Origin of the sequence: Exiguobacterium sp. s161 (assembly GCF_018619045.1) — a bacterium.
GTDB classification, from domain to species: domain Bacteria; phylum Bacillota; class Bacilli; order Exiguobacteriales; family Exiguobacteriaceae; genus Exiguobacterium_A; species Exiguobacterium_A indicum.
The window spans coordinates 323,766-336,266 of sequence record NZ_JACSNH010000001.1 but is presented as its reverse complement, the minus strand read 5'-3'; the positions used below and the strand labels follow the sequence as shown (position 1 = coordinate 336,266).

8 protein-coding genes are annotated in these 12,501 nt (G+C 46.5%); 3 read left to right on the top strand and 5 right to left on the bottom strand.

Annotated elements, in window-relative coordinates; translation table 11 throughout:
• Positions 1-81: 81 nt before the first annotated feature.
• The 3 genes from KNQ14_RS01510 to KNQ14_RS01500 all read right to left on the bottom strand — a co-directional run bounded on the left by KNQ14_RS01510 (position 82) and on the right by KNQ14_RS01500 (position 3,407).
• Entirely contained in the window at positions 82-1,998 is a 1,917-nt protein-coding gene (locus KNQ14_RS01510; protein ID WP_214859367.1) for an ABC transporter permease, read from the bottom strand.
• Positions 1,985-2,746, bottom strand: coding sequence for an ABC transporter ATP-binding protein (locus KNQ14_RS01505; protein WP_058264636.1), 762 nt, complete (start codon positions 2,744-2,746; stop codon positions 1,985-1,987). Before KNQ14_RS01505 ends, KNQ14_RS01510 begins: the two co-directional genes overlap by 14 nt.
• A 157-nt stretch (positions 2,747-2,903) precedes the next feature.
• Positions 2,904-3,407 (bottom strand): PTS sugar transporter subunit IIA, encoded by a 504-nt coding sequence (locus tag KNQ14_RS01500; protein ID WP_035396161.1) that lies wholly within the window; start codon positions 3,405-3,407, stop codon positions 2,904-2,906.
• A gap of 175 nt (positions 3,408-3,582) precedes the next feature.
• Here KNQ14_RS01500 and KNQ14_RS01495 point away from each other — a divergent pair, with 175 nt between their 5' ends.
• On the top strand, positions 3,583-5,289 hold the full coding sequence (locus tag KNQ14_RS01495; protein ID WP_087681385.1) for a M3 family oligoendopeptidase: 1,707 nt from the start codon (positions 3,583-3,585) through the stop codon (positions 5,287-5,289).
• Between the two features lie 104 nt (positions 5,290-5,393).
• Here KNQ14_RS01495 and KNQ14_RS01490 read toward each other — a convergent pair whose 3' ends face one another.
• On the bottom strand, positions 5,394-8,180 hold the full coding sequence (locus KNQ14_RS01490) for a putative bifunctional diguanylate cyclase/phosphodiesterase (RefSeq protein ID WP_214859366.1): 2,787 nt from the start codon (positions 8,178-8,180) through the stop codon (positions 5,394-5,396).
• A gap of 136 nt (positions 8,181-8,316) precedes the next feature.
• Positions 8,317-8,739: a CBS domain-containing protein gene (locus KNQ14_RS01485; protein WP_023469329.1), complete on the bottom strand. Its 423-nt coding sequence runs from the start codon at positions 8,737-8,739 to the stop codon at positions 8,317-8,319.
• 173 nt (positions 8,740-8,912) lie between these two features.
• Between KNQ14_RS01485 and KNQ14_RS01480 the strand changes: the two genes are divergently transcribed.
• Both KNQ14_RS01480 and KNQ14_RS01475 read left to right on the top strand, forming a co-directional pair.
• The gene (locus KNQ14_RS01480) at positions 8,913-11,186 is read left to right on the top strand and encodes a methyl-accepting chemotaxis protein (RefSeq protein WP_214859365.1); all 2,274 of its coding nucleotides are present in this window, start codon (positions 8,913-8,915) and stop codon (positions 11,184-11,186) included.
• A 118-nt stretch (positions 11,187-11,304) separates the two neighbouring features.
• Positions 11,305-12,465, top strand: coding sequence for a helix-turn-helix domain-containing protein (locus tag KNQ14_RS01475; RefSeq protein ID WP_023469331.1), 1,161 nt, complete (start codon positions 11,305-11,307; stop codon positions 12,463-12,465).
• The last annotated feature ends 36 nt before the right edge of the window (positions 12,466-12,501 follow it).

The following is a 12,501-nucleotide window of genomic DNA, read 5'->3' as shown; positions in this document are numbered from 1 at the left end:
TTCTCCCTTTATCATAACGAACTCAAAAAGGACTGGAAACGATTATTCCGTTTCCAGTTCTGTGTACCCCTATTTAGTTCATCACGTGACGATACGGCGATACGCACGAACCGTGACGATATAGTAGATCAGATAGACGATCGTATAACAAACAATCGCAAGTAATGTCGGACGAACGATGTTGTAGTTCAACAGTTTCTGCAAGACTTGCATCGCAACTAAACTATGAACAAGTCCGAGCGCGTACGGTAAGGAGAAGACGAATCCGACAAGGCGACGGATGATGCCCGTCTGTTCTTTCTCATCGACACCGATTTTCTGGATGATGGCAAACCGTTGTTTCGATTCTTCTGCTTCCGCGAGCATCTTGAAGTAGATGATTGAACCCGTCGCAAGCAAGAAGACGAGACCAAGGAAGCCGGCAGCAAACGCGAGCAAGCCGGTCGTTGCTGTCGTCATCGTATAGACAGGATAATACGCCGCCATCTCCGTGTCCGCTTGTTTTCCATATAGTTGTGTCAATTGTTTCATCAATCCATCGTCATGACGTTCATCTGAGAACTGATAATTCGTCAGTGTGAAACCTTTTTCCGGCATCTTCGCGAACGTATCATCGTTTACGACGAAGGCGAGCCGCTGTTTCTCATAAAGTTGAGCGATTGGTAGATTCGTCGCAGCGGTGATGCGAAAGGACTCATGAACGTCCTTGATTTCAACACCGACCGGCGATTTGACTTTCATCTTCAACAAATCGTTTACTTTGAATGTCTCAAGGACGATCGCTTCGCCTTGTTTCGGTTCTTTGATGACCGTTTTCCCGTTCGCTTTCGCGAGCTTGACGTAGTCCGAATAGTTGACGTAGCTGAATTGTCCCGGCTGGTCTTCATACGCATACGTCGCGTAGTAGCGCGTGAACGTCAGCGGGTTCGGCAGATCGGTCATCTGATGGTCGACGTTCTTGACGTTGACCATCGTCCGGCTGTCGATCTTTTGGTCAGACTTTGCAATCAGTTGTTCCGCTTCAGATTGTTTACTCGCAATCGATAGACTGTACGGAACTTGCTCCTCGACGGTCTGATCGATGAAATAATAAATCGATGTCGCTGTACCGACTGTCGTCAATGTGACGGCAGTGATGACTGTGATCGTCGACAGCATGACGGCATTCGATTTGATTCGTGACAACAATTGCCCGTGCAAAATCAAATTCGTTCCTTTGAAGTGTCGCGCTTGGTTACTTAAGACGCGCAATAAGAAGATCGTGAAGTAACTCATCGTTCCGAACGTTCCGAGAATGACGCAGAGCATCAAGAGTGGGGCAACGATCGTAAAGTGATCCATCAACGGTTGTCCGGTCAAATAGTACCCAACACCGATCAAGACGACCGAAAGCACGGCTAGGATCGGATGGACTTTCGGAAGCGATTCCGCTTGTTGTTCTGCCTTGAACAGTTCGATTAATGTAAAACGATAAATCGTCCGAGCCGAACGTAAAGCGATGATCAGAAAGATTAAAAGGAAAACACCGATCGTCTGCAGGACGGAAGCTCCGCTGATCGTAAAGGTCGCATCGACTTGCATCGCCATGACGGAAGCGAGCAACTGCACGAAGTATTTCGAAGCGACGGTACCGATCGCAATTCCGAGAATCAGACCAATCACTCCGTACCCCATCGTCTCAAGGAAAATCAGGCGAGCAATCTGCCCTCGCTCTAAACCGAGTAATGCATAAAGCCCGATTTCCTTCTTACGACGACGTAAGAAGAAGTCACTTGAATACCAGATGAAGATAGCAGAGAAAAGCGCTAGAATGACACTTGCTCCGGTAAAGACCGTTCCCAGTTTGCCGTACAATTCGTTCGCCTGAAGCATCGCTTCATTCGATCGAATCGCGAGGAACGTGTAATAAATCAGAATCGCAAACGTGACCGCACCGAGGTACATCACGTTTTGACGGATGTTCTTCAAATTTTGAAACGCCAGTTTAGACAAGCTCACGGACGGCACCTCCGAGTTCACGCTGAACTTCCATGATCTGTTCGAAGAATTCCTTCTGCGAACCAAAGCGATGGACTTCCTTGAACAGCTCTCCGTCCTTGACGAACAGAATCCGTTCCGCATAAGACGCTGTCATCGGATCATGCGTTACCATTAAAATCGTCGCGCCTTCGTTGTTGAGCGATTGCATCGCTTCGAGTAACCCAGTCGCTGACTTCGAGTCAAGTGCACCGGTTGGCTCGTCGGCTAAAATGAGTGACGGATCATGAATGATCGCACGCGCGGCAGCTGTCCGTTGTTTTTGTCCACCCGATAGTTCGACTGGACGTTTATCGAGTAAGTCGTAGATACCAAGTTGACGCGCCACACGATCGACACGTTCTAAAATTATTTTTTTATCGACGTTCGCGAGTGAGAGCGGTAAGGCGATGTTTTCCCGGACCGTCATCGTATCGAGGAGATTGAAATCCTGGAAGATGAAGCCGAGTTGTTCCCGGCGGAAACGAGCCAATTGTTTTTCCTTCATCGCCGTCACGTCTGCTCCATTGATTAAAATCGAGCCGTCCGTTGGCTGATCAATCGTCGACAGCAGGTTAAGTAATGTCGATTTCCCGGCACCGGATGGACCCATGATACTGACGAACTCTCCTTCGTGGACACGGAGCGTCGTCGGACGCAGTGCTTCGTGGCGCGCTGTTTTCGTTTGATACGTTTTTGAAATCTGTTCTGCTTGTAAGATTGCTTTCATCTGTAATGCCTCCTGTGTTTGATTCGTTACACTCAGTCTAGCCCTTCCCTGCTTTTCTCAAAATGGACTTTGCTTTCACTTCTCTTACAAAACGGTAAGACACGGGAGGAGACGACAAAAAAGCCCCCATCCGCAAGGAATGGAGGCGTATCGTATCTTATTTGTGTGTTGCTTTGAAGAGCTCTGTATCGCCTGCGACAACAGAAGTTCCTTCCGCTGGTACAGCTGAAAGCGTGAATTGATCGTGGTTCGTTACGATGATCGGTGTGATCGTCGATGGTGCGTTCGCACGGATGTAGTCAAGGTCGAACTCGACGAGGACGTCTCCTGCTTTGACTTTGTCACCTGACTGGACGTGAGCCGTGAAGCCTTCACCTTTAAGGTTAACTGTATCAAGACCAACGTGGATCAAAAGTTCAAGACCATCTTCACCTTTTAGACCGATTGCATGTTTTGTTGGGAAGATCGTTTCAACCGTTGCGTTGATCGGCGAGACGACTTTACCTTCAGTTGGCTCGATCGCGACACCGTCGCCCATCATTTTTTGAGAGAAAACTTGATCGGGTACGTTCTCGATGTTGACGATTTTACCTGTAAGTGCAGAAGCGATTTTCGCGTTTCCTGCGTCGTTACCACCAAACAATTTTTTTAAGAATCCCATGATACTATCCCTCTACTTTCTCGATCGTTTTTCTTCCGAATGGAAGTTTCGATTTTTTATAGGAGTAAGCTGTCAGACAGCTCGCTCACGTTCTCACAAAAAGCATACGTTTGTCCCTCTGGTTTTGCAAGTATTTTTGTGTGATAATAGTTAGAAATCATAAGGAGGCGCTTACATGTTACCATTTTCAGAAATTACATATGTCCGTCCTGACCTTGCCTTGCTTGAAACATCCATGAATCAAGCGATCGCTCGACTGACGGAAGCCACACAGGTAGATGAAGCAAACGCAGCCATCACTGAGATTAATACCCTCAGAAATCAATTTGAAACGGCAAGCCAGCTCGTCGAGATCCGCCACACGATCGATACACGCGATACGTTCTATGAGACGGAACAAGGATTCTTTGATGAAGCGAGTGCGATCTATCAAGGATATGTCTCAAGCTATTATCAAGCGTTGACGACGCACCCACTCCGCAATGAACTCGAACAGACACAAGGCAAACAGTTATTCCTGATTGCGGAAGCGAGTCTGAAGACGTTCTCAGAAGAGATCATTCCAAAACTCCAAGAAGAGAACCGTCTCTCAAGCGAATATACGAAACTGATGTCTTCTGCTCAAATCGAGTTCGATGGCAAAACGCTCAACTTGTCGCAGTTCGGTCCCTATCTTCAATCACCTGATCGTGATGTCCGTAAAGCAGCTTCTGAAGCACGCTACGGCTATTTAAAAGAACAAGGCGAAGCAATCGATACGATCTACGACAAACTCGTCCGCATCCGGACCGAGATCGCGAAGACACTCGGCTTCCCATCGTTCGTCGAGCTCGGATACGCACGGATGCTTCGCGTCGATTATAACCAATCGATGGTCGAACAGTACCGCGAACAAATCCGTGAAACGATTGTTCCGCTCGCGACACAACTCAAAGAACGCCAGCAACGACGGATTGGCGTCGATCAGTTGTATTACTACGATGAAGGATTTGCCTTCAAGTCTGGTAATGCGACACCGAAAGGCGAAGAGTCGTTCATCATCGAAGGCGGCAAAAAGATGTATGCAGAGATGTCACCGGAGACGAACGAGTTCTTCAACTACATGCTCGACCGGGAAGCACTCGATTTAACGGCGAAACCTGGGAAAGCCGGCGGTGGGTATTGTACCTACATCGCAGACGAAAAACTCCCGTTCATCTTCTCGAACTTCAATGGAACGGCAGGCGACATCGATGTCCTGACGCACGAAGTCGGACACGCCTTCCAAGTCTATGAGAGCCGTCACCTGACAGCTCCAGAGAGTGCTTTCCCAACGTATGAAGCGTGTGAGATTCACTCGATGTCGATGGAATTCTTCGCTTATCCGTGGATGGAAGAGTTCTTCGGTGAAGAGACAGCGAAATACAAGTTCAATCACCTCGCAGGAAGCGTCACATTCCTTCCGTACGGCGTTGCGATTGACGAGTTCCAACACGTCATCTACAACCAACCGGAATTGACACCAGCTGAGCGTCGCGAAGCATGGCGGACGATTGAGAAGAAATACCTGCCGCATCGTGATTACGAAGCAAACGATTATCTCGATTCAGGTGCATGGTGGCATCAACAAGGACACGTCTTCGGCAGTCCGTTCTACTATATCGATTACACGCTCGCTCAAGTCTGTGCCTTCCAGTTCTATGCTTGGATGGAACAAGACCGGGAAGCGGCTTGGAAGTCATATCTAGATCTCTGTCGTGCCGGCGGCTCGGAAAGCTTCCTTACGCTCGTCGAACGTGCTGGATTGAAGTCTCCGTTCGCACCAGGTACGGTCGAGGCAGCAGTCGCACCGGTCAAAGCGTATCTCGAACAAGCAGACGACCTCGTACTCGATCGCGTCTAATTATTCGTTTTCCTCAATTTATCCAATGAAAAAGGTGAGTTTCCGTCCGGAAACTCACCTTTTCTATTTTAAGAGACCTCAATCTTTAGACTGTAACTAGTGATTCATTCAGATAAAAGCGTTTCATGATACTTTCCGTGCCAGACGCGGAACTCGTCTGCCGGGATTGGTCTTGAATAATAAAAACCCTGTGCATACTCGCAATCTAGCTGTTGCAGATGATTCGCCTGCTCCAGTTCCTCGATGCCTTCGGCGACAACATCATATTTCAATGTATGCGCCAGTTTAATGATCGTCTCGATGAGCGGTGCGTTCGAACAGGCATCCGGACCGCTGATGAACGAGCGATCGATTTTCAGTCGCTGAATAGGCAATCGACTCAAGTAGGACAAAGACGAATAACCAGTACCAAAGTCATCGATCGCCAGACGATAACCCATTTGGTGTAACGTCTGAAGCGCCTCGAAGACACGTCCGTCCGAAAAGACACCGAAAGATTCCGTGATTTCGAGTTCCATCCGGTCTTCAATTCCAGGATGAATTTCTCGGACGCCCGTCAGGTAATCCACAATCCGACCAGAGACGAGCTCTTTTACGGATAAGTTCGCTGAGACGCGAAGCGATCCGAGCTCCGTTTCTTTCCACGCCTCTACTTGGCGAACCGTTTCAGCGACGACCCACATCCCAATTTCTTCGATGAGCATCGATCGCTCGGCAATTGGAATGAAGACTGCTGGACTGATCATGCCACGTTCTGGATGGAACCAGCGCAAGAGCGCCTCACAACCATCCACCTGCCGTGTCGCAAGGTTGATTTGCGGTTGGTAGAACAATTGTAACTCGTTCTTTTCAATCGCATCCCGTAACTCCCCTTCCAATACGACCGATTCCAGATATTCCGCGCTCATCCATGGTTCGAACCAGACCGGTCCACCTTCTGTCTGTTGTTTCGCATGTTGCATCGCGATATCGACAGAGGATAATAACGAAGTGACAGCTACTGCATCGTCCGGATAGCGGACCATACTCATACTGATGCTGACGTTCACGAATTCTCCGTTAATTTCATAAACATGTTCGATGACTTGCTTTAATTTCTCGTAATCAACGATATCCTGTTGCGCGACTAATACAGCGAATTCATCTCCACCAATACGTGCTGCTTGTCCCGTTCCGATGAAATGATGCTTCAGTCGATTCGCGAGATCCTTTAAAATCTGATCTCCTGCCCCATGACCGTAAATATCATTGATTCGGCGGAATTGACGAATGCTGATAGTGACGAGCTCGCCTGTTTGTGGTGCTCTCAGTGCATCCTGCATCTTTTGTTCAAATCCATTTCGATTCAGTAACCCCGTCAACATATCAAAAAGCGCAAGTTGTGTAATGCGTTCTTCTCGCCGAAACTGATCTGTCTCATCATGACAAGATAGATATAAGGCAACACCTGTTTCATCCTCTTTGTTCGGAACGTGAATGATGTTGACGAACATATTTAAAATATCTTCGTCAAATAACATTTTACAGCGAATCGTCTGACTGTTCCCTTCGATGGCTTGTTGAAGTGCTCGTCGCATTCGATTCAAATCAGCTGGATGCACCAATTCTTCAATCGTCCAACCCGAAGTGGCATGCGTTAACTGTCGAAAACGATCGTTTCCATTTAAAATCGTATAGTCCGACGATAAAGCAAGAATTGGATCTGTATTTTGAGAAAAGAGAGATTCGATTTCGGCTTTCTTCTGCTTAATCTCTTTTGTATTCGCATCACTATGATCGAGTAATCCAGCTATGATTGCTGTCATCGTCCGAAAGGCTTGAACGACTGGCTTGAAGTCATTTCTTTCGTGTACATGATACCCAGATTGCCGTCGATCCTCAGCAAACGTATTCGCTTCGTTTTGTAGTAAGGAAATATCTTTTCGAAAAGCACGTAATAATAACCAATTCAATATTAATAATGCCGCAATGACAAGAATGATTGTTGCAAATAGCAGCCAAGCATTTTGAATGATCTGCGATCCTCGGTGCTGCATCTCTTGTTGTACCTGTTTTAACTTTTGATCATATATCTGGTACATGCTTGTTTCATATTGTTTAGACTGATTAGCTAGTTTCGCATAGTTTTGATCGTTTGATGTACTCAACAGTTCATCTAGCGTTTCTGTGTAATTTCGCATCTGACTTCTCATGTTTGCAATTTCTTGGCGCCCTGTGTCGTCTTGTAACGAAACTACCTCATACAAGGCATTCATGAGCGATTGTTGTCGAATGGGCAAGTCGATCCGCATTTGTTGGATGCGTAATCGATCAATCGAACTGATTTCGTTGTCCCGACGTGCTTCTCGTAGAATCTGTGCCGATTTTCCAAGTTGCTCTTCCATCATGATAAGATGCGAGAACACATCGTAGTATGAACCAGTCTCTTTACTTAAGACGAGTTGATTAAAAATCACTTCACTTTTAAAATTCGTAGAGGCTGTGAAAAAGCGATGATTGGACTCGTATCCTTGACGCTCTAATTTCGTGAGTTCCTCCAACAACTCTTTACGTGCTGGGCCAATCGCTTGCTCTTCCTTTAGCTGTTCATATAAGTGGAAGAGAGAGGTCTCTGCTTGTTTTGTTACTTGTGGTTCCTCAACCTGTTTCTCTAAGGAAGCAAGATAATAAGACGTTAAATCTTGAGTTGCATGATTTGCTGGGATCACGATGTCAATCGCTTTTGCCGCCTCTTCGAAACGTTTTCCTTCTTCGAGTGTTTTGTTCAATTGGTGTAACGCAACGATAATCGCAAGTAGACCGATGACTGCAATCATCCACGAGAACGTTTTATAGTAGGATCGTCTTCGAAAAGCTTCTTCGATGAAGACTGGTGATAAACGTCGCAACACATCGTCCTCCCTAAAATGTCATTATGCTTCTATATCGTCTCTTTTTGCTGTATGTTGAAGTCGATTTAAGTCAATAAAAAGCACTTCTTCTCACATTTCGTGAAAATAAGTGCTTTCTTTACTAGTTTTATATTTTTTAGTAACTGACATTTTCGCGCGCTACTTTTTTCGCGAAATAATCGATGATATCCCGACGACGAATGATTCCGATAAAGTGCTTTCCATCATCGATGACAGGAACGAAGTTTTGGTCCGTGATGACCTCAATCATCTCTTCCATTTGCGCAGTAATCGAGACTGGTTTATAACGAACACGTTGTTTAATATCCGTTAACCGTGTTTGCAAGACGTGATCGTAGTCTGCATGCTCTAGATTAGCCTCGAGCGCCCACAAGACATCCCCTTCCGTTAATGTCCCTGCGTATTTACCTTTATTATCGACGAGCGGAACGGACGTAAATCGATGATGTTTCATCTTTTCTAATGCCTGTCTGACCGTCGATTCAGGATCTAAATATTTCACCTCATCTTTTGGTAGTAAGAAAAAAGCAATGTTCATTTCTGTTCCTCCCTAGCCACTCTGTGACACCTTCTTCATTTTATCACGAAGCCTCACTGGATTCATTTCTCAAATGATGAAAATCTCTACATAATTCCTTCATATTTATCCGTACCCTTCCGATAGTCAGAATAGACAGATTTTAAAGACTATTTAGGATAGGAGAATTCATCATGCGCCTCCCGATCACCCGTCGTTTGTTCATCGGGCTTATTTTGTTGCCTGCTCTTACTCTCGGTGTTTCCACTTGGTTTTCGTATGACCAAACAAGCCGAACTGTCGATCAATTGGTCGACTCGACATCCCAAACTGCTTTAAAGCAACTCGAACAATCGTTTTCCCGCATCATCGATGATACTAAAAAAGATACAACACTCCTTGCCGGACTCCCTTCCAACCGTGAAGACGGTACTCTACCGAACTACATAGATACAACCAAACAACCCGATGCTTCGGAGGCTCCTTCTCAAAAAGCAACAGATATCTATAATGTCCTTGAGAAATATGGCTCCTCAAAAATCGAAAATTCATTTATCCAATACGCTGATACGAAAGGCGGCTATCTTAACTGGCCAAAACAAGACGTCGCACCTGGATACGATCCTCGAAAAGAGATTTGGTATAAACAAGCGCTGGAGAATTCAAGCACTGTCGCCATGAGCGAGCCTTACTATGATAGCGCGACGAAATTATCCATCATCGGTTTCTCTAAGGCGACACTAGATGCTCAAGCGAACATCAAAGGTGTATTGTCTGTTTATAAAAGCATCAATCGTCTTGCTGAAGATATGAAACGGATTGAAATCGGACAAAAAGGATTTGTTTTCAGCTACACACAAGACGGTAAGGTCGTCACGCACCCGAACCGAAATTATTTCTTCAAAAAAATCAATCAACTACGTGAAGACGGAAAAGCATATTTCTCTGCTCCAAAGTCCATGTTAGAGCAAGAATCCGGTACGAAGATCATGGACGTCGCCGGAAAAAAATCGGTCGTCATTTGGCAAACTTCTTCGAAAACAGGATTCAAACTAGCCGTCGTACTGGATTACGCTTCCTTGTATGCGCCTAAAGAAGCCATGCTCAATCAGTCATTGATCAATTTCGTCGTTGCGATCGCCCTCGCGACATTGATCGCTTGGTTGATCGGGCGTTCGATCAATCGCCCGCTGTTGATGCTCCGTCGTGAAGCATTAGCAATCGCATCAGGTGATTTGCGAACACAGCATCGTCCTAAACGATTCATCCGGGATGAATTAACAGACCTCAGTGCAAACTTCGACGCGATGCGCGCGCGCCTGCGACAAACGATTCTAGCGATGACTACATCCGCTACGACCGTTCGCGATGCGTCAGAAGAGCTCTCAAACAATGCGACTCATGTACAAAAGGCTTCACGTCATATCGGACAGACAATGGAAGAAATCGCTGCTGCTGGTGAAACTCAAACGAAACAAGCCGAACGTTCTTCCCATGCTGTATACGGTGTCAAGGAACGTTCTACAGCAATGCAACAGGTCGCGTCCACGACACTTTCTGAAGTCGCTTCCGTCGCTTCCGCTGCGACACGAGGAAGTGACGTGACGAAACAGACGATTTCTGATCTATTGAGCCATTCGGACTCATTGGAAAAAGAAATCGAGAACACTTCTGATTTCTTAGGCAAACGTTCTGATGAGATCGGAAAGATTCTTGGAACGCTGCAAGCCATCTCGAGTCAGACGAATTTACTCGCCCTCAACGCAGCAATCGAAGCCGCACGTGTCGGTGAACAAGGACGTGGATTTGCTGTCGTCGCGAGTGAGGTAAGAAAACTGGCCGAGGAGAGCGACGAATCCGCTAAACAAATCAAACAGCTCCTCGATAATATTCAACAAGAAACACATACTGCCATGAGTGCGATGCACCATGTCATGAGTGATTTGAAGCTGTCTCTTGAGTCTGTCAAAACGACAGGCGATGACTTCGAGCGCATCGCAGGATCCGTACATCATGTCTCGAATCGAACAGAAGTATTGACTGGTGACATCGAGGCGCTGACGCTTGCTACGGAAGAAGTATCCGATGCCATGGGAACCATTCTTGCTTTAACGGAAGAGAATGCAGCAGGTCTTGAGACAAGCGCTGCAAGTATTCAAGAAACGAACGCAACACTTGAATCCGTGACGACGGCAGCGGCTCACCTCGCTCACATCGCAGGTGATCTCCATGCGCTCACATTGGAATTCCAGTTAGACGAAACCGTATCTGAAAAACATTTGATCGAAGAACAAGAAGACGTCCTTTCATCAGAACCCGACACAAGTCATTCTGCTGACGATGCCTATGCGGAAGTCGCAAGCACAGAATTGACGGAGCACGATATCGAAACGAATGATCCTGAAGTCGAGACGTGGCACGAGGAGGAACCAACACCTGAGTCTTCTCCGTCTCCTACGAATCCATAAGCCTATCGATCCGGAGTCTTGAAGAAAGACTTCGGATTTTTTCATTCCCTACTCGACTATCGATTGCCGAGCACATACACTAGATACAATCGATGCATCATTCGAAAGGAGTCGCTTCATGAATCCCTTAAGCCCCTCAGACTTGACACAAATCGCGGAACATTTATTTGGGATGACTGGTTTTTTTATTTCCTATCAAGATCAAGAGCATGTCTCAATCGAGTTACGTCCTTCCGCACCCAAGCATCCGGCGAATCTATTGATTGAAGATACGTGGCCTACTTTGAAAAATCATCGCCCTCTACTTCATACCTTAAAAGACGGAACGGCTTACCTGTTCGTAGACGTTCCTGACCAAGGCATGTACCGGATCGGTCCCGTTCTCTTACAGTCAGCACTTTTTCGGGCTCATATTCAAGATGAGACCTATCATCAATTTTATAAAGTTCTACCCCGAACGACGGAAAATCGTCTGATCGACTGTGCCCATTTGCTCTATCGCCTTCTACATGGTGAAGGATTGTCCTCTCGTGACATCGATCATGTTTCAGATATACAGGAAGAGGAAATTCCTTTAGTGTCTGAAGCCCCTTCGCACACAGGTGTGACCGCCTATCGAAAAGCTTGGCAACGCGAGCAACAAATCATCGACTGGATCTCATCCGGACAGAGCGAACGGTTGGCGACGACCTATTCTCTTCCCGCATACGGTGAGTTCGGAACACTCGCACGTCACCAACCACTCCGAGCAGAAAAGAATCTACTTCTAGGAACGGTTCTTCTGAGCGCACGTGCCGCTATTCGTGGGGGACTCGAACCAGACGAAGCCTTTTCGCTTAGTGATCGGATGATTGAGACGATCGAAGCTGCGACGAGTATTGCAGAATTGCGAAATCGTCACGTTCGGATCACGGTATCTTTTGCGGAAGCCGTCAAAGAAATACAGGCGTTGCGTCATTCGCCACACGTCTTAGCTGCCATTCGATACATTCAGCAGCATCTCTACGATCCTTTATCGGTCTCGTCCATCAGTCAGGCGATTCACGTATCCTCCAACTATTTATCCGTTTTATTTAAAGATGAAACGGGTTTACCGCTGGCTCGTTACGTCATTCGTGAACGGATTCGCGAAGCGAAAAGATTGCTACGTTCATCTGACGACTCGCTATTGACGATTTCAAACCGACTGCACTTTTCAAGTCAAAGTCATTTCAGTCAGGCCTTTAAACAAATCACGGGCGAGACGCCTACTCATTACAGACAAAAGACAGATTTTTAGGAACACTGCTACCTTTTTCAGATTTGTGATATCCTA